The organism is Actinospineispora eucalypti, from assembly GCF_039543365.1.
GTDB lineage: Bacteria > Actinomycetota > Actinomycetes > Mycobacteriales > Pseudonocardiaceae > Pseudonocardia > Pseudonocardia eucalypti.
The window spans coordinates 233,989-256,155 of the sequence record NZ_BAABJP010000019.1 but is presented as its reverse complement, the minus strand read 5'-3'; the positions used below and the strand labels follow the sequence as shown (position 1 = coordinate 256,155).

Genomic DNA, 22,167 nt, shown 5'->3' with positions numbered 1-22,167 from the left:
GAGGCTTTGCATGGCCGCGGATCCGTTCACCGCGAGCGCACCCGGGCAGCGGTATGCCGTCTACGCCGAGCTGGCCCGTTCCGGCTCGGCGCACCGGATCACGCTGCCGACCGGCGCGCCGGCGTGGTTGATCACTGGTCGTGACGACGTCCGCCGGCTCCTCACCGACCGGCGAGTGGTTAAAGGACCCCTGTCGGCCGGCCCGATGGCCGACCGCATGCCGCTCGACGTGCGAGCGGCGGCCGCTAGCAACCTGGTCTACCGCAACCCGCCCGATCACACCCGGCTGCGCGGTCTGGTGAGCGCGACCTTCACCCGCCGCCGTGTCGACCAGTTGGCGCCCCGGATCCGGGAGATCGCCGATCAGCTGCTCGACGCACTGAGTGAGGTCGGCGAAGTAGATCTGATCACCGGCTACGCCTATCCCCTGCCCGTCGCCGTGGTGTGTGAGCTGCTCGGCATTCCTGATGTCGACCGCGCCGCCTTCCGGCGCTGGTCCAGCGCGATGATGATCGGCAACTACGCCGGCGTCGACACCTATGTAGCGGCCACCACCGAGATGCACGCCTACGTCCGGCGCCTGATCGCGGACAAACGCTCGAAACCGACCGACGATCTGATCACCGCCTTGACCATCGCCCGCGACGGCGGTGACCGGCTTACCGAGGACGAGCTGGTCGGGACGATCGTGACTCTCGTCATCGCCGGCCATGAGACCACCGCCAACCTCATCGGCAACGGCGTACACGCCCTGCTCACCCATCCCCACCAGCTCGCCCTGCTCCGCGCCGAGCCGCATCGGCTGTCCGGTGCCCTTGAGGAGCTGCTGCGCTTTGCGCCGCCGTTGCAGCTCTCGCCGCCCTACCTGACCGCCGAACCGGTGCGGGTCGGCGCCGTCACCATCCCGGCCGGTGAGGTCGTTGTCCTGGGGCTGCTGGCGGCCAACCGTGCCCCCGGCTGGATCGCCGATCCGGCCCGGCTGGACATCACTCGGGACGAGGTGCACCACATCGCGTTCGGCCACGGCATCCACCATTGCCCTGGTGCCCCGCTGGCCCGCCTCGAGGGGAAGATCGCGCTGGGCGCCCTGCTGGCCCGCTTCCCTCGGCTACGGCTCGCGGTGCCGGCCGGCGAGCTGACCTGGCCACCCCAGATGCTCGCGCACGGCCTGGCCAGCCTGCCCGTCCTGCTCCGCTGATGCCCCGAACGGGGGCCGGCCGCCGGGCCGCTGATGATCACCGATTACATGGTCAACAGGACGCCACGGCCGCTCCGGGCCGCTTGAAGTGGCCACCAGGGCCTGATGATCACGACTCGACTGCGGGCTCCGCGCCATCGGTCGGCCGCACCCGGAACCATGGAAATGGCCTCGCCGGTCACCTACACACCTGCCGGTGGAGTGGTCGCGGTTTCTGGCGGTTGAGCCGCGAAAATCGCGGTTCAGCCGCCACGGATGGCGATCAAGCGTGGGTGAGGGTCGCCAGCCGGCCGCCACTAGCGCCGATGCCAGGTGTGGTTGACGTGCCGGACGACGAGCAGAACCAGGGTTGTCAGGGCGGCCAGGCCGGCCGCGATGCCGATGACGACGGCGACCTCGAGCCCGGCGTGGAACGTGTTGCCGATCAGGCCGGCCAGCGCGCCGACGAGCACCGCGACGATCACGCTGACCAGCAGCGCGATGCTGGACAGGTACTGCGCCGCCGGGATCCGCGTGCGGTGGGCGCCGTATGTCCGCATGATCCCGGCGACGTCCTCCTGGTGGCCGGTGATGAAGTAGCCCTCGAGCTCCGGCGCGAGGTCGAGGTAACCCCTGCGCAACCGGTTCATCCCGACGACCAGCTCGACGTCCTCGCTGTTGAGCTGCACCAGCCGGACCACGGTGGCCAGGCCGATGACGATCAGCAACGGGATGAGCACCAGCGCGAACAGCCGGAAGCCGGGGCCGAAGTCGGTGCTGTCCGCCACCAGCGCGAGCGCAACCACCGTCGCCGACACCACCGTGACGAACCAGCTGGCACGGCTGAAGCTCTCGCTCCAGGCCAGGCTCCGGGTGGCCAGCAGGCTCCAGTGCTCGGTGGCCAGGATCTGCGCCCGCACGGGCACTGGGGCGGGCTCGGAGAGATCGGGCATGTCACCCTTCCTGCTCGGTCTCATGGGTTGCCGCCGGCAGCGTGCAGCGGAACGGCGCACAACACCAGGTCCGCGATCATCACCAGGGTGAGCGTGTGGCGGCGCATCTGGCGCTCGTGCGGAAGCCTTGCCCGGTTGCCGCCGGACAGCAGACGCAGCTTCTCAGCCAGAAAGGCCCCGCTCGTCACAACCACAACGACGGCCGGCGCCAGACCGTATCGCCACGCTATGCCCGCTCCGAGCAGCAGGAGTGCCGCGGTCGTCGCCGCGCACGCGATGATCAACGCCCGGCGCACGCCGTACAGCACCACCGGCGTCCGGTCCCCGACTGCGGCATCGGCCGGCAGGTCCGGCACGGACCACCACAGTGTCCGCCCCACCAGGAGCAACCCGATACCGGCGAAGATCAGCCACACCTGCGCCGACGGAACGCCGGCGGCCGCGGTAAAGGTGGACAGGCACGGCAACACGGCGAAGGTCAGGCCGAGCGAGAGTGGATTGGCCAGGCCGCGTCGTTTGAGCCGGACCGGTTCCAAGTTGTAGAGCAGGTGGATCAGCACGGCCAACCCGACCGTGACCGCGACGACCGGCCGGTCGAGCCGTACCGCCACGCCGGTCGCGAGCAGCACCGCGAGGGCCATCTCACCCAGCGCGCACCCGATGGTGACGCGGGAGCCGACCCTTCCGGCGGCTTGGGACACGCTCCGTTTGCCGGCGGTCGCGGCATCGGCCTTGATGTCCAGCGCCGAGTTGAGCGCGTTCATCGCGACGAAGGGCAGCAGGTTGGCCAGCATGGTGATCAGCGTGGCGGGGCGCGGCAGCTCGGCCACGCTGGCCACCGCGTAGCACGCGCCCCATCCGACGTGGCACAGGTAAATCACCGGGAAGGGGTACTCCAGGCGGTGCAGCCGGAGCAGATCGGTCACCGCCGGCATGGCCGCGCCACCATCCGGAGGTCTCGGCTCACACCCATCGCCGGGCCGCGCACAGTTGGCCGCCCCGCGCGCGGGTTGACACAGGTCAGGTCCACCCGGCGCAGCACGGCGGCGACCACCATGCGCAGTTCCAGCATCGCCAGGTCGGCCCCGAGACAGCGGCGGGTGCCGCCGCCGAACGGCAGGTACTCGTGACCGCTGGGCCGGGCGGCGGCGAACCGCCCCGGGTCGAACGTGCCGGGGTTCGGGTACTGCCGGTGGGCGAGGTAGATGCAGGGTGTCAGCTCGGTGCCGGCGGCCACCGGCCGGTCGAGCAGCCGTATGTCCTCCCCCGGCACCCGGTTCCCCGCGAGCATCGCGGGCGGGGACAGCCGCAGCGACTCCCGGCAGGCCGCGTCCAGCAACGGAACCCGGTCCGCCGACGAGCCGTCGTCGCCGGTCGCGGCGAGCTCATCGCGGATTCCGTCGCGGATCCCGGGGTGGCGCTCCAGCCAGAAGAGGGTGGCCGCGACGGCGGAGGCGGTGGTCTCGTGGCCGGCGAACAGCAGGGACACCACCTGGTCGCGCAGCTCGCCGTCGTCCAGCTCACCGAGCGGGCCGTCCGGGTCCCGCAGCGGGTCGACCAGGGCGCCCGGCCGGTTCCGCCGAACGGTGGCGAGCAGGCACTGGTCGACATCCGCGCGCCGGCTCAGGAAGGTGCGCCACGGCGAAGGCGCGTGCACGCGGAAGTACCGGTAGAGCAGGGTCCGCCGCCGGGTGCCCAGCGCGCTCTCCACCCAGGTGGCGAACATCCTCAGCAGGGCATCGGGCGTATCCCCCAGCACGATCCGAGCGATGATCCGCAGCGTGAGCAGGCGCGTCCAGTCCGGCAGGCTGACGCCGCCGGCGGACAGCAGGTCGCGGACGGCGTGCTCGGTCGCTTCGGCGATGGCGTCCCGGTAGTCGGCCCGGTTGCCGCGTAGCCGGTCGCCGACCACCCTTCGGTAGGCGCGATGGCGTGGCCCGTTGGCGAACAGCAGTGACCGGTCCCCCACCAGCGGGCGGAGCGTATCGCTGCTGGCCAGGCTCATGTCCTTGTCGGCCCGGAAGATCTGGCCGAGGGCCTCCGGGTGCCACACCAGCAACCGCCCGGCACCGAGCTCCACCAGGCCACGCGGATCGTCGGCGATCGAGTCCAGGAACGCCACCGTCCGGAACGCGAAACGGAGCCCGTTGGCGTTCACCGGGTGGCACGGCCCACGGCGGTTCCGGCCCGGCGCGGCCGGGGGCACGGCGGGAAGCGGTGGCGGTGCGCGGCCGCCTCGGGGTGCCGGGCGAACATCCGCAGGGCCGCCAACCTCGCCGCCGACACCACCGCGGCCGGCGTGTACAGGTCCTTGTCATGCCAGAGTGGCGGATTCGCGGGCTCGGCGCGGTCCGCCCTGACCAAGAAAGCGCAGCCCCGGGCGGCGGCTTCGGCCACCACCGGGCTGGTCGGCGTGCGGGCCGTGGCCAGCAGCGTCTGTACCGCGTAGGCGGTCTCTTCCACGGTGCCCGTCCACCGACCCCATGACCCGTCCGGTCGCTGGTTGTCCAGCACCCAGCGGATCGCGGCGCCGACAGCGCTCCGTCGGCCACCCGTGCGGTGCAGGGCGAGCGCGCAACAGACGGTGGCGTAGTAGGGCGAGGCGTGCCACTTGTCCCACCAGCAGCCCTCCGGTGTCTGTTGGCCACACAGCCAGGCCGCGATCCTGGTCAGCGCGGCCCGGCGACGTGCCGGAGGCTCGGTGGTGTCCAGCAGCAGTGCGTCCATGATGTGCGCGTTGGTGCTGGTGGACGGGGTGCGCTCGCCTGGGAAACACTGGAAGTGGTCGGTCGACTCGTACTCCCACAGGCTCGCCGGGGACGCCGGCCGGCCCGCCTTGGCCAGCGCGTACAGCACGCCGGCGGTGTCGTCGGAGTCGGTGGGCAGTCCGGCGCCGGCCGAGGCACCGTGCTCGCCGAGGGCGCCGTGCAGGCTCTCGACCAGGCCTGTCGGGATGGCGATGGACCCGTCCGCCAGCGCCGAGACGACCCACGCGCGCTCGAACACACTGATCGGGCTGACCCCGGGCACCGGGCCGCCACCGCGCTGTTGGAGCGCGTCGAGGTGCCTGATCGCGGAGCGCGCATCCGGGCCGGCGCCCTCTCGCCCGCTGAGCCAGGCGGCGGTGGCGGCCGCCGAACCGCCCACCGTCCCGTTCACCGGGCGCACCGGGACCAGGGCCGCGTCTGCGCCCAGCACCTCGAGCGAGTGCCAGAGCTTCGCGGGCAGGGTGCTGCCCTTTCGTGCCGCTTCCCGCAGTCGGTGCGGCGCGATGCGGTTGAACTGGCTTGGTGTATTCAGCCGGTGGTCGAGGTGCTGGTTTATCTCCTCGACCAACCACGGCACGATAAGCTCGGCGGCAATGGTGTCCGGTATTGAACCCGGCTTCCGGCGGAGCCAGGAAATTCCGCGCGCCAGTGAAATGTGAATTCGGTCGCGTAGGCGGTTGCCGGTGGACAGTTCGACCAGGAAAGCCTCGACCACGCTCAGCGTGGGCACCAGCGCGTACCCGTCCGGGCCGCCCCAGCTACCGTCCTGTCGCTGCTGTTCCAGCAGGTAGAGCAGTCGTTCCTGGTGACCGTCCAGCCAGCGCGCGGTGGACACCAGCCGTGCCGTCTCGTAAATCGACGGCGACACCTGCCCTGACTCGTTCACGGATACTTCGGTCAGCAGGTCATCAGCGGTGGAATCGAGTAGGCCGGTCCACGCGGCAACAATGTCCATACGATTCCGTTCGCGGTATTTCGCCGGCCAAGACAACTCGTACGCCACTCAAACTATCTCGTGATACCGAACAATGGAATCAGTGATCTCGCCAGTCCGGCCCCGCCGCGGGTGACCGCCAGGAACAATGATCAAGCTCAACGGGACGCGGCCTAGCGCGGTGGCGTGGCGGTTCCGGTGATGTCGTGAACGCTGCTGATCATGGCTCGGGCGGCGTCCCCGGCAAAGAGGGCGTAACCCTCGAAGCCGGCCGCCCCGTCACAGGCGCCCGGGATGCAGCCTTCCGGTGCGTTGGGTCCGAGGTTGACGGCCGCGAGGTTCTCCAGCGGGTTCACCCACGCGCCCGCGTCGAAGTCGAACGTCCACCGGTTCGCCTGATAGGGCGGCGGCTCGGGGGGGTGGGCGTCGCTGACCGCGTCCATCAGGAGCTTGAAGAACTCGTAGTACGCCTTCTTCTGCCTGCCCATGATGGCGGCGTTCCCCGGGTCGTCCAGTGCCTCGAGCGTGTCCGGGGCGATGTTGCCCGTACGCGTGACGATCATGTGCAGGCTGGGGATGACAAAGGTGTGCTGCCCGACGTAGCCCCAGCTGAAGTACATGTCCTTTGGTGCCGTGGGGATCGGCGTCCCACTGATCTGGTGCCGCCCCCAGATCGACGCATTGACGAAATGATCGGCGCTGTTGAGCCAGTACAGGTAGCCGTAGCCCGGGTTCGCCTTCGTCCCGGTGCGCATGTCCTTGATGTAGGAAGCGTTGACCAGCCGCGATCCGTTCCAGGTGCCCTCGTTCATCAGCAACTGGCCGAATCGAGGGAAGTGCGCCGGGCGCATGAACACCGCCCACCCCGGTCCGTCGCTGTGCCCGGCCCGGTCGCGGCCCCAGAACCAGTCGTCGCGTGGGATGCCCATCTTGGACAGCAGCTGCTGGTCGGCGTAGTCCTGGAAGTCCTGGCGGGTCGCCCGTTCGACGACGTAGGTCAGGACGAAGAGGGGTGTCTGGGCGTACTCGAACCAGGTCCCGGGCTGGTGGTCGATCGGCAGCGAGAGCGCCTCCCTGACCCTGTCGGGCTTCGTCCCGTTGAGCTGGCCGCCCAACTCACGGGTCCAGTTCATCCGGAGGCCAGTGGTCATCGTGAGGAAATGCTTGATCGTCAGCGCGCGGTGCGCACTGTCGCCGAGCCCCTCGGGCAGGTACTTGCCGATCGGGTCGTCGACGCTCAGCAGGCCCTGCTCCTCGGCGCGACCGACGACCAGCGAGAGGATCGACTTGGTGTGGCTGAAGATGACGTGCGGCAGCTTGTCCGAAACGGGGTCGAGCCGGCTCTCGCCGACGAGGCAGTCGTAGCGGAGGACCTTGACGGTGTCGGAGCCGTGCGCGGTCCAGTAATCCAGCGCCCGCCGTAGCTTGCCCTGATCGATGTTCACCGACTCGGGGGTCGCAGTCTGATAGGTCGCCCCGGGATCGTGGCATCGCGACCCGTCGACAGGTTCGGCTTGGCCCAGTCCCGATACAACGGGGAAGGCAGCCGCCACCACACAGGTCACCGCAAGCGCTCGCCAGAAGTTTTTGCTCCGCCACCTGCTTGTTTCCTCTGGCATTCATTCCTCCGAATGTAGCCCGCGCTGTTATAAGGCATTCCGACGAGCCGTGACGGCGTCACCGCGATGTTGCCAGTCGGCGTACACCAAAAATTCTGAGAGGTTTTCGTGCGCCTCAACGAGGGCGGCCAGCGCGAGTTACGGCGCGAGCAAATGCGATCGAAACGAAGTATTGAAAGCACACCGTGATGTGATTTCCGCAGAGGTCGCCAGCCAAACTACCTCGCGATACAAAGAACTGAATCAGTGATTTCGCCGGTCCGGCTGTCACTCGGGGACGTCGCACACCGGTCACCCGGACGCTGCGCAAGAAACCGTGACGCCGCACATCTCGCACCATATGCGGCGCGACGGTTTCCTGTGCGGCGTCAGGCTGGGAATCCGGCGTGGGCTGGCCGACGCGCTAGCGGCGACACGCCACTAGCGTGGGTATGGGGTGCTGGCGGTGGCGGGGAGCGAACCGTCTTCCTGGCCGGTGAGCACGATGCGGACCAGTTCGGCGCGGCTGGCGATGCCGAGCTTGTTGAAGACCTTGCGCAGGTGGTAGTCGACGGTGCGCGGGCTGAGGAACAGCTGCGCGGCGACCTCGCGGTTGGTGGCGCCCTCGCTGATCGCGACGGCGATGCGCAGCTCCTGGGCGGTTAACGAGGCGATCGCGCTGGAGGCGGGCTCGCTGCTCGGTTCGCCCGAGGCGCGGAGCTCGGCGCGCGCACGGTCCGCCCAGCCGGCGGCGCCGAGCCGGGTGAAGGCCTCCAAGGCCTGGTTCAACGGGCCCCGGGCGTCCGCGCGCCGGCGTTTGCGCCGCAGGTGCTCGCCGAGCAGCAGCTGGGTGCGCGCGGTTTCCATCGGCCAGCCGGCGCGGGCGTGCAGCTCCAGCGCGGCGGCGAACTCGGACTCGGTGCCCTCGTCGTCCTTAGCCAGCAGCGCGTGGCAGCGCGCGGACAGCGCCAGGAGCTCGGGGGTTCCGGTGCCGCGTGCCCAGTTGTCGAAGCGGACCAACGGCGCATCGGTCCGGTCGGGCTCACCGGCGCGTACGGCCGCCTCGACCAGGTCGGGCACCGCGCGCAGCACCACCCGGGTCGGCTCCGCGCCGGGGCGGCTCATCGCCTCCAGCTGGCGCAACGCGTCGCCGGCCCGCCCGGCGACCAGGTCGTTCAACCCGAGGGCGTGGCGAGCCCAGGCCGCCACGTCGGGCAGGTTGCGGACCGTCGCCTGGGTCAGTGACTCCTCGGCGAGCCGCTTGGTGTCGCTCTGCCGGCCGAGGTTGGCGGCGAGCAGCGCGAGCAGGCTCTGGTGGCAGCAGGCGGTGTTCGGCTGGCTGGTCTCCTCCGCCAGCCGGTAGCCCTCCTCCGCGTATGCCTGGGCGGTTTGGAAACGACCGGCGAGCAGTTCCTCGACGACCCGGGAGATCAGGATCCAAGCCAGGCTGCCGGCCGCACCGAGCTTCCGCGCGCGCCGCGTCGCCCGTTCCCGGAGCCACCGCGCAAGCTCGTAGTGGCCGATCATCGATACCATTCCCCCGGCGCTGACCAGGGCGTACGGATCGTCCAGGCTCACCAGGCCGACGATCTCCCGCTCCGACAGGCCGGCGCCGTCACCGGCGAGCGCGGAGTGGACCGCCTGGAGCAGCCGTACAACCAGGTCCTCCGCCGTCGCGGTCGGCGCGGTCAGCTCCCCGGCCGCGGCGGCGATGCGGGGCCAGACCCGCGGCGCCCCCGCCATGAAACCGGCCTCGCCGAGCAGCAGCAACAGCTGGATGGCCTTGCTCCGGTCTCCGTGCAGGGCGTTCGGGATGATCTCGGACAGCAGGGCCACGGCTTCGGATGGCATGCCGGTGCGCAGCGCGATGAGCGCGCGGAGCTCGGCGATGTCGTCGGCCAGCGACTTGCTCGAGGCCTCGACGCCGTCCAGCAGCGCCGTGGCCTGCGGGGTGGCCCCCGCCTGGAGCCACGCGGCCGCGGCGGCCACCAACCGCTGTTGCCGGTGATCATGCGCCGGGCTCAGGTCCGCGGCCCGCTCCAGGGCGATGGCGGCGGCGGCCGGGCCGGCCAGCCGGTGCGCTCGTTCGGCTGATCGCTCCAGCTCGAGGGCGACGGCCTCGTCGGCGGACTCGGCCGCGTTCGCCAGATGCCAGGCGCGCCGGTCCTGCTCGGTCGGCTCGTCCGTCAACGCCTCGGCCATCGCGCGGTGCGCTGCGCGCCGCTCCCTCGGCTTCGCGTCCTGGTAGACGGCGGATCGGATCAGCGGATGCCGAAATCTCGGCTGTGCCCCGTCGACAACCAGCTCGGCCAGGTTCTCGGCGCGCAGCGGGCCGGTGCTCAGCCCGAGTGCGGCGGCCGCCTGCCGCACGATGTTCCCCTGCTCGCCCCCGGACACCGCGATGAGCAGCAGCAGTTGCCGGGTGGCCGGGTCCTGTTGCCGCACCCTGGCCCGGAACGCCTGAAGCAGCCCTTCGGTGAGGGGCATCGGTTCGCCGGTGGCGTTCGGGTGCAGGCCGGACCGGGCGAACTCGCGGATGGCCAGCGGGTTGCCGCCGCTGGCCACCAGCAGCTGCTCCCGCTCGTCGCGGGTGAGCTGGTTGCCGCCGTGCTCGGACAGCAGCGCGCGGGCCGGCTCCCGGGCCAGGCCGGTCAGGCTTAGCTCATCCAGGCCGGCCGTGTCGACCGGTGCACCCTCACCGACCCGGGCCGCCATCAGCAGGACGATCGGTTCCACGGCCAGCCTCCGGCCGAGGAAGGTCAGCACCTCCAACGAAGGCCGGTCCGCCCAGTGCGCGTCGTCGACCAGACACAGCACCGGCCGGTCTCCGGCGAGTTCGGACAGCAGCGACAGGCTCGCCAGCGAGACCAGGAACCGGTCCGGAGTGGGTCCCTCGTGCCGGCCGAACACCACGCCGAGGGCCTGCGCCTGCGGTTCGGGCAGCTGCTGGATCCGGTCCAGCACCGGCCACAGCAGCTGGTGCAGGGTGGCGTAGCCCAGGCTGGCTTCCGCCTCTAGCCCGGCCGCTTCGAGCACGTGCATCTCGTCGGCCCGTCGGCGTGCGTAAGCCAGCAGGGCGCTCTTGCCGATGCCCGGGTCGCCGCGCAGCACCACCCCACCACCGCAACCAGTGCGGGCCTTGGACAGCCTCCCGTCCAAGGCCCACTGCTCGCTGACCCGGCCATGCAGCACCTATTCAGAATACTTATTAAGAAATTGCCTGTTCAATTACCCTGCGGACACTGGCGAGATTGCCGGTCCGCGGGGTATGCCCGCGTCCGTAGGGTCCGGCGGCATGTTGAGGAAGCGCCTCGTGGGCGTCGTGCTGGTCGCGGCCTGGACCTGTGGCATGTCCCCGGCGGCGTCGGTCGCGGCCGCGCCGTCCGGTCCGGGTGTGCTGGCTTCGGGCGCGTCACTGGCCCCGGACCAGTCGCTGCGGTCGCGGAACGGGCAGTACCAGCTGATCCAACAGACGGACGGCAACCTGGTGCTCTACCGCGCTCCCCACGCGGTCGTGTGGAGCTCGCAGACCACCGGCGAGGGAAACCGGACCGTGATGCGGGCGGACGGCCTGGTCCGCTGAGGAGGACGGTGGCAATGAAGGTGACCTGTGACCTGACGATCACGCTCGACGGGTACTCGGCCGGGCACAACCAGACCGAGCAACGCCCGTTCGGCGACGACGGCGGCGACGGCTGGGGCGACCGGCTGCACGCCTGGTACGCCGAAGCCGCCGAGGAGAACCGGGCCGAGATCGACCGGATGACAACGGCCAGGGCGTACATCCTCGGCCGCAACATGTTCGGCCCCGTGCGGGGCGAGTGGGACCGGGAGTGGAACGGCTGGTGGGGCGACAACCCGCCGTACCACGTCCCGGTCTTCGTGCTCACCCACTACCCGCGTGACCCGCAACCGATGGACGGCGGCACCACGTTCCACTTCGTCACCGACGGCATCGAGTCCGCACTGAGGCGTGCGCGGGAGGCGGCCGGGGACGGTGACATTTCGGTCGTGGGCGGCGCGACCACGGTGAACCAGTACCTGGCGGCGGGTCTGATCGACGAGCTGCGGGTGCACATCGTGCCGTTCACCCTCGGCGCCGGCACACGCCTGTTCGACGGAGTCCCACCGCTGAACCTCGAACAGATCGAGTCGCGAGCAACCACCTCCGTCACCCACCTGACGTACCGCGTCCTACCCTGACCTCACGGCCCGTCTGCTGGCCCGAAAGTGGCCGTGCGGGGTGATCGTCGGTCGGCGGTTGAACCGTGAAAATGAGGCTGTTGCCTAATCCTCCGCGGCGAGATCCTGGCGGTTGCGGGTGATTTGGTCTGCCGCGACTCGGGTACCGCCCGCCGCGTGTGGCCGGCGGCGGAGCTTCATGATCAGGTAGCGGTGAGAGACCTTTGGCCTGGCGGAAACGTCTCTAGTCGCGACATGACCATGGAACCCCGCCGATCGCGTTCCACACGCGTCACTCCTGTACCCCGGTGCGAGTGCTGTCCAACCGCCAGACTCGGCGATCATGGCCGGGAGCGGCCACGGTCCGGGACCCGTGGAACGAGTTCTAGACTGGCGGTATCGCCGATTCGTCAAACTATCGAAATTCGTAGGCTCCTCAAATAAGGGCACTGATCACGTGCCTGATGAGCCGCGCAGACCCACGGCTCAGGACCTCCGGGGGCGGTGGATCATGGCGGAGAACGATCTCAGGCTGGATCGCAACGAGTTACCGTATGCGCCGCCGGAAGGCGTGCGGGCGACCGCCGGCGGCGCGATCGAGGACGTGCGCCGCTATCCCAGCTGGGACGCCTTGGAACTCCGCACAGCCATCGCCGAGCAGTACTGCGTCGAGCCGGACTGGGTAGTGGCGGCGAGCGGTAGCATCAGCGTCATCCAGCAGGCGATGTTGGCCGCCGGGCCGGGTGAGGTGATTTTCTCCTGGCCGAGTTTCGACGCCTTTCCGCCACTTGCCGCCGCGCTGCGCATGCGCGCGAACTTCGCGACCCTCGAGGCCGACGGCAGCTGCGACCTCGAGGACATGCGCACACGGATCAACGCGAACACCCGGCTGATCATTGTGTGCACCCCGAACACGCCCACCGGGGGCGCAGTCCGGCGACGGGATCTTCAGGAGTTCGTCGCGGCGGTGCCGCCCGAGGTAATTGTCCTGGTCGACGGCGCCTATGCGGAGTTCGTCTCTGATATTGACGCGGTCATCGGCCCCGATTTGGTGCACGGCCATCCCAACGTCATCATCACGCGCACCTTCTCGAAGGCCTATGCCCTGGCCGGGCTGCGGGTGGGCTACGGCATCGCGCAGCCGGCATTGGCACAGGCGGTGGCTCGCACCGGGGTGCCCTACGCGCTGACCAATCCCGCCGAGGCAGCCGCGCTCGAGGCGCTCGGGCGGTCGGACCACATGCGGCGGAACGTGGTGCGCGTCAATTCCGAGCGCTCGAGGATGGCCGCCGGACTGGCGGGTCTCGGCGTCGAGGTGGTCACGGGGCATGGGAATTTCGTCTGGCTACCACTGCCGGAACGCGCCGAACTCGTCGCGGCGGCCCTTGCCCGAGCCGGAATCATGGTCAAGCCCTATCCGCAGCTCGGCATTCGGATCTCGGTCGGCACGGCGGAAGGAACCGATCGCCTGCTCTCCTCCTGGCCCGGACTGGCAACATCACTGATCCAGGCTCCGCCGGCCATGGCTAACCTGAGCCAATTGTGACTTGCCGGTCATTTGGCTCGGAATTGGATGCCTTTTGAACGGTTTTCGGTCGCGCTCCTAGTCGACCACTCGCTCGAGAGGCACCACAGTGCACGTCTCTGTCGACCAGAACGTCTGCGCCACATCGGGGCACTGCGTCGCGAGCGTCCCGGAGGTGTTCGCCGAGCGGACGGGCGACGGCGTGGTCGTGGTGCAATACCCCCGCCCGCCGGTGTGGCTCTGGCGGGAGGTCCGGGACGCGGCCCGGCGCTGTCCCGTGGCGGCCATCTCGGTGGCCGAGTTCGCGCCGCGATGAGCATGCGGTCGAACGGGAACGGCGGTGCCCCAGGATTGACCGGTTCCGCCGGGGCGATCCACATCCGGGACCGGATGAGCGGGCTGTGTTCGCTGGTGCTGCCGGAGCTGAGGGCCGTCGCCAACGAGCTTCCGGAACGCCTGCGGGACGTCGCCGGCTACCATTTCGGCTGGTACGACGACCACGGCCGGCCCACCATCGGAGACCCGGGCAAGTTGGTCCGCCCGACGCTCACGCTGTTGTCCGCCCGGGCCGCCGGCGGGATGGTCGAGCACGCGCTGCCGGCCGCGCTGACCGTCGAGCTGGTGCACAACTTCTCCTTGCTGCACGACGACGTGATGGACGGCGGCACGGTGCGCCGGCACCGCCGCACCGTCTGGTCGGCGTTCGGCACCGCGGACGCCATCCTGCTCGGCGACGCGCTGCTGGTGCTGGCCTTCAAGAGCCTGGCCAGGCTCGGCCAGACCAACTCCGCGACGTTGTGCGACACCTTGTTGGAGATGGTGTACGGGCAGTCCCTGGATCTCGCCTTCGAGAAGGAGGAGGGCATCACCGCCGACGACGCGCTCGCCGTGGCCGCCGGCAAGACCGGTGCGCTCATGGGCTACGCCTGCTACCTCGGCGCGCTGAGCGCGGGCACCGACGGGCGGCGGGCCGAGCATTTCCGGCAGTTCGGGGAGAACCTCGGGATCGCGTTCCAACTGGTCGACGACATCCTCGGTCTTTGGGGCGACCCGGAGGCCATCGGCAAACCCGTGCACACCGACCTGCAGGCCCGGAAGAAGACGTTGCCGGTGGTCGCCGCGCTGGCCGGGGGCACGGTGGCGGCCGGCCGGTTCGCCACCCGGTACCGGGGCCGGGCGCGGTTCAGCGCCGGCGAGTGCGCCGAGCTCAGCACGCTGATCGAGGACGCCGGTGGCCGGGCGGCGGCCGAGCGGCGCGCCCGCCGGGCGTTCGCCGACGCCGTGGACGCACTCGACCTGGCGCGCCCGGTACCCGAGGCGCACGCCGAGCTGTTGGCGCTGGCCGACGTGCTGACCCGGCCGGACGACCGCCGATGAGTGGCCCGGGCATGCGGGAGTGGCACCGGCCGCTTCTGTGGGTCGCGGTCGCGACCGCGCCGTTCGTGGTGATCTCGCTGGTGGGCATGGTCGTCGACGACCGGGTCCTGGTGGGTCGCCGATCTGGTTCAAGCCGTTCAAGTTCGCGGTGTCCATCGTCGTCTACGCCGCGACCTGGTCGTGGCTGATGGCCTACCTGCCCAGGAGCCGGCTGGCCAGGTGGTCCGCCACGGTCATCGCGATCACCCTGGTGATCGAGTACGTGGTCATCGTCGCCCAGGTCCTCCGGGGGCGGCAGAGCCACTTCAACGTCGTCACGCCGCTGGACGCCGCCATGTGGGCCACCATGGCGACGGCGATCACCGTGCTCTGGTTCGCCAACCTGGTGGTCGCCGGCTACCTGATGTACCGGCGGGTGGGCGACCGCCCGCTCACCTTGGCGGTCCGCGCCGGCACGGTGATCTCGCTGTTCGGCGCCGGCATCGCATTCCTGATGACCCGGCCGACGCTGGCGCAAGGTGCGTCGATGCGGGACGGGAGCTTCGCCGGGTTCATCGGCGGGCACAGCGTCGGCGCCCTCGACGGCGGGCCGATCATGCCGGTCACCGGGTGGAGCACCACGGCCGGCGACCTGCGGATCGCGCACTTCGTCGGGCTGCACGCGCTCCAGGCGCTGCCGCTGCTGGCCATCCTGCTGGCGCTACTGGCCGGGCGGGCGCGGCTGCTGAGCGGCGAGGCCGTCCGCACCCGGCTGGTCCTGATCGCCTCGGCCGGCTACGCCGGCGTCACCTTGCTGGCGCTGTGGCAGGCGCTGCGCGGCCAGCCGCTGCTCCGCCCGGACGGGCTCACGCTCACCGCGGCCGGCGCGCTGCTCGCCGTCGTCCTGCTGGGGGCGGTGCTCGTGGTCGGCGCCGGGGAGCGAACCCCGGCCGGCGAGGAAGCCGGCGACCGCTTGCGCCAGGGCGGTTAGGCAGACCAGCAGGATGGGGGCGGTGGTGCCGCCGGTGACCGAGCGCAACAGGCCGAACAGCGCCGGCCCGGTGGCGGCGAGCAGGTAGCCGATCGCCTGCGCCATGCCGGACAGTGCGGCGGTGGACGGCGCGTCGGGAGTGCGCAGCCCCATGAACGAAAGCGCGAGCACGATGCTGGCGCCGCTCCCCACACCCAGCAGCACCACCGGGACGAGCGGGTGGTGCGGTAGCGCCAGCAGGCTCAGAAAGCCCAGCAGCGAGCCCAGCGAACACCCGGCGGCGAGCAGGCGCTGGTCGGGCAGCCGGCGGATCGCCAGCGGGATGGCCAGGCTGGTGAGCACCGCGAGCGCCTGCTGGCCGAACAGGTACCAACCCGCCGCCTCGGCGGTGAACCCGTTGCCGTGCAGCACCGTGGGCAGCCAGGCGATGAGCACGTAGTAGCCGAGTGACTGGAGGCCCATGAACAGGGTCACCGCCCAGGCCAGCCCGGCTCGCCACGGTATCGGCACCGGGCGGGCCGACCGGGTGGGCGTCGCCGGTGCCGGGTCCAACGCCCTCGGCAGCCACACGAACGCGGCGAGCAGCGCCGGCAGCAGCCAATAGCCGAGCGCCGTGCGCCAGCCGGCCGCCGTGGCCTGGCTCAACGGCACCGCCACGCCGGCGGCCAGCGCGCCGGACAGCGCCATCACGGTCACACAACCACCGGTCAGGGCGCCTATCGAGCCGGCGAAGTCACGCTTGATCAAGGCCGGAAGCAGCACGTTGCCGATCGCGATGGCCACGCCGAGCACGGCGGTGCCGGCGAACAGCGCGATCAGCGATGGCGTGGAACGGACCGCGACGCCGACCACCAGGCCGAGCAGCGCGGCGAGCAATGCCCGTTCCATGCCGATCCGCCGGGCCAGCGCCGGAACGGCCGGGGAGACGGCCGCGAACGCCACCAGCGGCACCGCCGTCAGCAGCCCGGCCGAGACCGAACTCATGTGTAGGTCGCCAGCCACCTCGTCCAGCAACGGGCCCACCCCGGTCAGGCTGGCCCGCAGGTTCGCCGCCACCAACAGCAGGCTCGCGACGGACGGGCCGAGGGCCAACCATCGGGCCGGCGCGGCCGGGCCAACCACGGATAACACGGAGTCAGGCCCGGTAGTTGAAGTAGGTCTGCTCGAGGACATCGGCGAGCCAGATGCGCCGTTGCGGAAGCCGTTCGGGGTCGGTCTCCAGGTGCACGTCCCGGTGCAGCAGTTCTTCCAGCAGCACGCGCATCTCGAGTCGGGCCAGCGGCGAACCCAGGCAGTAGTGCGCGCCCTCGCCGAAGGTCAGGTGCGCGCTGCCCCGGCGAATGTCGAAGGTGTTGGGGTTGGTGAACTTTCGGGGATCGCGGTTTGCCGCGCTCAACCAGCCGGTAATCCATTCCCCCTTGCCGATCCGGTGGCCGGCGATCTCGGTGTCGTGCCGAGCCCACCGGCGTACTCCGGGAAAGGGTGGATACCAGCGCAGCGTCTCTTCGACAGCGCCGTGAACCAGGCCGGGAGCGGCACGAAGCTGGTCGAAACAGCCGAAATGAGTAAGGAAGAGCAATGCGTTCGCAATTCCCGTCGACGTGGTCTCGACGCCCGCCCACAGCAGCATGGTGCAGTAGGCGATCAGGTCCCATTCGCTCATCGGGCACCCGTCGACCGTGTGCCCGCCCTTGCTGGCCGCGATGAGGTCGTCGATCAGGCTATTGCCGAGGATGTCCCAGCGGTCCCGGATCAGCGTGCGGAAGAACTCGACCACGTCGGGTTGGGCCGGCAGGGTGTGCGTGGTCCTGGCCACCTCGTAGGTGCGGTTGAGCCAGCTACGCACCGTGGTGACCGTGCTCGGATCCATCCGGAGGACGTGGCAGATGGTCCGGGTGGCGATCGGGTTGGCGATCGCCTCGACGGCCTCGACGGACCCGGTCCGGTTGGGCAGGGCCGCGTCCAGGGTGTCCCGCACGATCGTTCTGACCACGGCCTCCAGTCCGTGCAGCGTCCTCGGTCTGAACGGGTTCGGCACCGCGGCGCGCAGGTCGCGGTGCCGATTACCGTCGGTGGCCCACATGGCGGCCAGGGTCGGATGGATGTGCTCCGGATCCTCGACCGAATTGCCGAACTCACAGCTGAACCGCTCCCGATCACTGAGCAGCTGGTGCACGTCCCGGAAGCTGTATACGAGCCAGGAGTCAAAAGTGGTGTCGAATGCCGGCTCGGTCGTCGGATCAAAGAATTGCGGCGGCCGAGCGGGTAGGGAAATCAGCATGCCCGCGATTGCCTTTCGTGGCACAATTTGTATGGCCGCCGAGTTTAGTGATCTCCACCACAAATCGAATCGGCGGTTTCGCCAGTCATCCTGGCGACAATATTCAGCGGCTCCTAGGATCGGCAGCGTGGAACTGACCGGCCCGTTGACGGAAGCCGACTGGGAATTGCATCGCCCGGCGGTCTTCGGGGCTGCCTACCGGATCCTGGGCACCGTGACCGAGGCCGAGGACGTGACGCAGGAGGTCTGGTTGCGCGCCGCCTCCGCCGACCTGTCCGAGGTACGGGATCCGCGCGCATGGCTGGTCACCGTGGCCGCCCGGACGTCCTACAACCTGCTGAACTCGGCGCGTGTGCGGCGCGAGTCCTATGTCGGGCCGTGGCTGCCCGAACCGCTGCTGACCGGCCCCGACGCGGCGGCCGAGGTGCTCATGGACGAGTGGGTGAGCACCGCGATGCTGCTGGTCATGGAGACGCTGACCCCCGCCGAACGTGTCGCGCTGGTACTGCACGACGTCTTCGACTTCCCGTTCGGCCAGATCGCCGAGGTGCTCGGCGGCACGCCCGCCGCCAGCCGCAAACTGGCCTCCCGCGCCCGGGCACGGGTAGCCGCTGTCGAGGAACGGCCCAGGGCATCGAAGGCCGACACCGAACGCCTGCTCAAAGCGTTCAAGGCGGCCGCCGGCGCGGGGAACCTGGCCGGCCTCATCGAGCTGCTGCACCCCGAGGCCGTCTACGTCGCCGACGGCGGCGGAAGGGTGACCGCGGCGCGCAGGCCGGTCCTCGGCTCCGAGGCAATCGCCCTGTTGGCGATCAGACAGATCGAGATCAGACGCCCCGACGCGTCCCGGGTCATCGAGGTGAATGGCTACCCGGCCCTGGCGACCTACGTCGGCGGCGAGCTGGTGTGGCTGGACACCGTGGAGATCGCCGAGGGGCGGATCACCGCGTTCCGGCGGCTGGTCAATCCGGAGAAGCTCGGTCACATCTGAGGCCGCCATCTTGTCTCCCTGCCCCAACCCGCCGATTCCGGTGGGTGCGGCTGGTGGAGAGGACGAAACGATGGCACACGTTGTGGTCGTCGGAGGCGGTTTCGCGGGCGTGTGGAGCGCGGCCGGAGCGGCGTTGGCCCGAGGCGACGCGGACCTGCGCATCACGCTGATCGCGCCCAACGAGCACCTGGTGCTTCGGCCGCGCCTGTACGAACCGGAGCCGGACCTGGCGAAGGTGGAGCTGAGCAGGATCCTCGGGCCGATCGGCGTCGAGCACCTGCGGGCCACGGTGAGCACGATCGATACCGGCTGCCGGGTGGTGGTGGCCGACGGCGCGGAGATCGGCTACGACCGCCTGGTGCTGGCGGCGGGCAGCAAGCTCGTGCGGCCGCAAGGCCTGCCCGGCGCCGCGCGGCTCTTCGACATCGACACCCTCGATGGCGCCCGGCGGCTCACCGATCACCTGCGCGACCGGGAGGGCTATTCCGCGGTGGTCGTCGGCGCCGGGTTCGTCGGCCTGGAGGCCGCGACCGCGCTGGCCGCCCGGGGCCGGGTGCTGCTGGTGGACCGGTCTGACGTGGTCGGGCACCAGCTCGGCCCCGGGCCTCGGGATGAGATCGAGGCGGCGCTGGACGAGCTGGGCATCGAACGCCGCCTCGGCACCACGGTGATCGAGGTCGGCGACGGATACGCCGTGCTCTCCGACGGCACCAGGGTCGACGCGGACGCGGTGGTCTGGTCCGTGGGGATGCGGGCCAGCGAGCTGACCCGGCAGGTCTCCGACCGGCTCGACCACCTCGGCCGGGTGCCGGTGGACCGGCGGCTGCGTGCGCTTCCCGAGGTGTTCGTCGCCGGGGACACCGCCGCGGCGGCCTACGATGCCGAGCACACCGTCATGCAGTCCTGCCAGCACGCCAGCCCGCTGGGCAAGGTCGCCGGGTACAACGCGGCGGCCGACCTGCTGGGCCTGCCGTTGCGCGAGTTCACCGCTGGGCCGTACGTCACCTGCCTGGACCTGGGCGGCGCCGGCGCGATCTTCACCCGGGGTTGGGACCGCCGGGTCATGGCTTCCGGCGCCGAGGGCGCGGTCGTCAAAAAGAAGATCAACCAAGCGATCCACCCGCCGGTGGACGACGCCGCGAAGATCCTCGCCGCCGCCGACCGCGTCTACATCGAGCTGCCCTTCTTCCCCCGCGCCGAGGAGGGGGTCGCGGCATGATCCTGGTGACCGGGGCGACCGGAAATGTCGGAAGGCACGTGCTCGCCCAGCTCCGCGCCATGGGTGTGGCCGACGTCCCCGCCCTGGTGCGTCCGGGGTCGACCGCATTTCGGCCGGACGGGGTCGAGGTCGCGACCGGAAGCCTGGAGGACCCGGATGCACTGGCCGCGTCACTGACCGAGGTCCAGGCGGTCTTCCTGGTCTGGCCGTTCCTCACTACCGATGGCGCGTCCGCCGCGCTGGAGGCGATCGGTCGGCACGGCGGGCGCCTGGTCTACCTGTCGTCGGTCGGCGCGGGCGGACCCGAGGAGCGGGTCGACCCGATCTTCAAGCTGCACGCCGACATGGAACGGCTGATCGAGGAGTCCGGGCTACCGCGTACGGTGCTGCGCTCGGACACCATCGCCAGCAACACCCTGGCCTGGGCCGAGCAGGTCCGCACCAGCGGGGTGGTGCGCGGCCCGCTCACCGCACCGACGGCGGTCATCGACCCACGCGACATCGCGGCCGTAGCCGCCCGAGCGCTCACCGACGACTCGCACGTCGACGCGACCCACCTGTTGACCGGACCCGAAGTGATCAGCCGCCCCGAACAGGTCCGGGCGATCGGGGCGGCCGTCGGCCGCGAGCTTCGCTTCGAGGAAGTCCCCGTTCCGGCGGCGCGAAGGCGGATGCTGGCCGACGGCCGCCCACCCGCCCTGGTGGACGCCCTGTTGTCGGCCGCCGAAACCCGCTCCGCCTCGACGCTGGTCACTTCGACCGTCGCCGACCTCACCGGGGAACTACCCCGCACCTTCCAACAGTGGGCACGCGATCACCGCGAGGCCTTCCGCTGAGCGCCGACTCAGCTGGGAACCGCGTGTAACTGGTGCAGGAAGGTGGCGAGCAGGCGGGGGCCGATGCAGATGGTGGCAAGTTCGTGGTCGAGGGTGACGATGCCGGCCAGCTGGTTGCTGTGGTCGATGGCGGGTGCGCCGCTGGCGCCGGGGCCGAGCAACATCCGCAGGGCGAAGTCGGCGTCGTCGGTGCCGGTGACCGGGCCTTTGTTGATGCTCCAGTGGCCGCCCGGGTAGCCGGCGACGACGAGGTGCTCGCCGGTGTGTACGGGGGTGGGGCGGGGGCGCAGGGGCGGGTTGTGCAGGCCGCGCAGTTCTAGGAGGGCGAGGTCCACGGTGGCGAGGGCGTGGTCGGTGTCGTTCCAGACCATGCGTTGGGCGCGTTGTTGGGAACGGCGGGCGTGTTCGTGTACGCCCGTGTATTCGGTCAGCGCAAGGGTGCGTACGCCGCTGACGGGCAGGCGGGGGTGGTAGCCCACGGTCAGGGCGCGTGGGTTGCCCATGATGATGACGTGCAGGGCGGTCAGCGCGAATCCGGGCGCGATCACCGTTGCGGTGCCGACGGTGTCCCGCGAGTCGCGGACGGGTAGGACGCTTCGGCGCAGCCGGCGTGAGGACGGGTTCATCGGGTTACCCCCCGAGCTGGTATCGGATAGAGGTTGAGCAACTCGTGTCCGGTCAGGTGTCGGTCGGTGACCAGTTCCAGCCGGTTGGTGGTTTCGCCGGGCACCTCCGGGCCGGACGCGATCGGCTGCTCGAAGTTGACCCGGTGAATACCCAGACCGCCGAGGTGGCGGGTGCCGGATGCGTGCCACCAGGCCTCGGCGATCAGCTCGAACAGGTACCTGGTCGGGTCGGGGCTGTCCGGCAGCCAGCTCGCCGCCATCGAGGTCAGCCGGGCCACGGTGTAGGCGAGCTCGCCGGTGCCGAGCGTCGTGCCGCGTTCGCTTTCCGGGACCGGGCCGACCCGGTGCCCGGTGATCAGCAGCGCCGGGCGCAGCCGCTGCCCAGGCAGGCGCAGCTGCATGTGGCCAACGCTGTGTGCCGGGATGAACCCGGCGGCGATGGGCTGGCGTGGCAGGCAGTACACCACCTCGTCGGTGCCGTCCGTGCAGATGCCCAGGTGCAGCGCGTAGTCCATCGTGGTGCGCAGGTCGGCCGTGGGCTCCCCCAGCGTGTGGGACAACCAGCTCAGCGGCGCGCAGTCCACCCGGTGGTCGGCGAGCGTCTGGCACACCAGGTCGGCCAGGCGCAGGTAGGTCAATGCCGGGTGCAGGTGCACCTGCCGGGTCGGGGTAGTGGTGAAGGAGAACATTCGACGGTTCCTTTTCTGGATGCTGGTGAGGGATTCGGGGC

General features: G+C 70.3%; 19 protein-coding genes. 9 read left to right on the top strand and 10 right to left on the bottom strand.

Annotation, left to right across the window (positions count from 1 at the left end):
- The first annotated feature begins 10 nt into the window (after positions 1-10).
- The gene (locus ABEB12_RS20380; RefSeq protein WP_185063342.1) at positions 11-1,198 is read left to right on the top strand and encodes a cytochrome P450; all 1,188 of its coding nucleotides are present in this window, start codon (positions 11-13) and stop codon (positions 1,196-1,198) included.
- 296 nt (positions 1,199-1,494) lie between these two features.
- On the opposite strand, the gene ABEB12_RS20375 is transcribed toward ABEB12_RS20380, so the two are convergent.
- The 6 genes from ABEB12_RS20375 to ABEB12_RS20350 all read right to left on the bottom strand — a co-directional run bounded on the left by ABEB12_RS20375 (position 1,495) and on the right by ABEB12_RS20350 (position 10,622).
- A complete protein-coding gene (locus ABEB12_RS20375) occupies positions 1,495-2,130 on the bottom strand; it encodes a hypothetical protein (protein WP_185063343.1) in 636 nt (211 codons plus the stop codon).
- Between the two features lie 20 nt (positions 2,131-2,150).
- Positions 2,151-3,065, bottom strand: coding sequence for a UbiA family prenyltransferase (locus ABEB12_RS20370; RefSeq protein WP_185063344.1), 915 nt, complete (start codon positions 3,063-3,065; stop codon positions 2,151-2,153).
- Positions 3,053-4,288, bottom strand: coding sequence for a cytochrome P450 (locus ABEB12_RS20365; protein ID WP_185063345.1), 1,236 nt, complete (start codon positions 4,286-4,288; stop codon positions 3,053-3,055). Before ABEB12_RS20365 ends, ABEB12_RS20370 begins: the two co-directional genes overlap by 13 nt.
- Complete coding sequence (locus ABEB12_RS20360; protein WP_221498440.1) at positions 4,285-5,766, bottom strand: prenyltransferase/squalene oxidase repeat-containing protein; 1,482 nt, start codon at positions 5,764-5,766, stop codon at positions 4,285-4,287. Before ABEB12_RS20360 ends, ABEB12_RS20365 begins: the two co-directional genes overlap by 4 nt.
- A gap of 239 nt (positions 5,767-6,005) precedes the next feature.
- A complete protein-coding gene (locus tag ABEB12_RS20355) occupies positions 6,006-7,277 on the bottom strand; it encodes a serine hydrolase (RefSeq protein WP_185063347.1) in 1,272 nt (423 codons plus the stop codon).
- A gap of 594 nt (positions 7,278-7,871) precedes the next feature.
- Positions 7,872-10,622 (bottom strand): AAA family ATPase, encoded by a 2,751-nt coding sequence (locus ABEB12_RS20350; RefSeq protein ID WP_185063348.1) that lies wholly within the window; start codon positions 10,620-10,622, stop codon positions 7,872-7,874.
- A 103-nt stretch (positions 10,623-10,725) separates the two neighbouring features.
- Here ABEB12_RS20350 and ABEB12_RS20345 point away from each other — a divergent pair, with 103 nt between their 5' ends.
- The 5 genes from ABEB12_RS20345 (at position 10,726) to ABEB12_RS20325 (ending at position 14,514) form a co-directional block, all read left to right on the top strand.
- Complete coding sequence (locus ABEB12_RS20345) at positions 10,726-11,013, top strand: hypothetical protein (RefSeq protein ID WP_185063349.1); 288 nt, start codon at positions 10,726-10,728, stop codon at positions 11,011-11,013.
- Between the two features lie 14 nt (positions 11,014-11,027).
- Positions 11,028-11,633 carry a dihydrofolate reductase family protein gene (locus ABEB12_RS20340; protein ID WP_185063350.1) on the top strand — a complete coding sequence of 202 codons (606 nt, stop codon included), beginning with the start codon at positions 11,028-11,030 and terminating at the stop codon, positions 11,631-11,633.
- Between the two features lie 490 nt (positions 11,634-12,123).
- Positions 12,124-13,158: an aminotransferase class I/II-fold pyridoxal phosphate-dependent enzyme gene (locus ABEB12_RS20335; protein ID WP_185063351.1), complete on the top strand. Its 1,035-nt coding sequence runs from the start codon at positions 12,124-12,126 to the stop codon at positions 13,156-13,158.
- Positions 13,159-13,246: 88 nt separating this feature from the next.
- Positions 13,247-13,453 (top strand): ferredoxin, encoded by a 207-nt coding sequence (locus ABEB12_RS20330; protein ID WP_185063352.1) that lies wholly within the window; start codon positions 13,247-13,249, stop codon positions 13,451-13,453.
- On the top strand, positions 13,450-14,514 hold the full coding sequence (locus ABEB12_RS20325) for a polyprenyl synthetase family protein (RefSeq protein ID WP_185063353.1): 1,065 nt from the start codon (positions 13,450-13,452) through the stop codon (positions 14,512-14,514). The genes ABEB12_RS20330 and ABEB12_RS20325 overlap by 4 nt, the downstream gene beginning before the upstream one ends.
- Before the next feature lie 700 nt (positions 14,515-15,214).
- On the opposite strand, the gene ABEB12_RS20320 is transcribed toward ABEB12_RS20325, so the two are convergent.
- Positions 15,215-16,615 carry an MFS transporter gene (locus tag ABEB12_RS20320; RefSeq protein WP_185063354.1) on the bottom strand — a complete coding sequence of 467 codons (1,401 nt, stop codon included), beginning with the start codon at positions 16,613-16,615 and terminating at the stop codon, positions 15,215-15,217.
- A gap of 4 nt (positions 16,616-16,619) precedes the next feature.
- Complete coding sequence (locus tag ABEB12_RS20315) at positions 16,620-17,660, bottom strand: cytochrome P450 (RefSeq protein ID WP_185063355.1); 1,041 nt, start codon at positions 17,658-17,660, stop codon at positions 16,620-16,622.
- Between the two features lie 232 nt (positions 17,661-17,892).
- Here ABEB12_RS20315 and sigJ point away from each other — a divergent pair, with 232 nt between their 5' ends.
- The 3 genes from sigJ (at position 17,893) to ABEB12_RS20300 (ending at position 20,811) form a co-directional block, all read left to right on the top strand.
- Positions 17,893-18,756 carry an RNA polymerase sigma factor SigJ gene (gene sigJ, locus ABEB12_RS20310; RefSeq protein ID WP_345702984.1) on the top strand — a complete coding sequence of 288 codons (864 nt, stop codon included), beginning with the start codon at positions 17,893-17,895 and terminating at the stop codon, positions 18,754-18,756.
- Positions 18,757-18,826: 70 nt separating this feature from the next.
- On the top strand, positions 18,827-19,975 hold the full coding sequence (locus tag ABEB12_RS20305; protein WP_185063356.1) for an FAD-dependent oxidoreductase: 1,149 nt from the start codon (positions 18,827-18,829) through the stop codon (positions 19,973-19,975).
- The gene (locus tag ABEB12_RS20300; RefSeq protein WP_185063357.1) at positions 19,972-20,811 is read left to right on the top strand and encodes an NAD(P)H-binding protein; all 840 of its coding nucleotides are present in this window, start codon (positions 19,972-19,974) and stop codon (positions 20,809-20,811) included. Before ABEB12_RS20305 ends, ABEB12_RS20300 begins: the two co-directional genes overlap by 4 nt.
- Positions 20,812-20,819: 8 nt before the next feature.
- Here ABEB12_RS20300 and ABEB12_RS20295 read toward each other — a convergent pair whose 3' ends face one another.
- Complete coding sequence (locus ABEB12_RS20295; protein ID WP_185063358.1) at positions 20,820-21,437, bottom strand: trypsin-like peptidase domain-containing protein; 618 nt, start codon at positions 21,435-21,437, stop codon at positions 20,820-20,822.
- Positions 21,434-22,126, bottom strand: coding sequence for a hypothetical protein (locus ABEB12_RS20290; protein WP_185063359.1), 693 nt, complete (start codon positions 22,124-22,126; stop codon positions 21,434-21,436). Before ABEB12_RS20290 ends, ABEB12_RS20295 begins: the two co-directional genes overlap by 4 nt.
- Positions 22,127-22,167 lie beyond the last annotated feature (41 nt).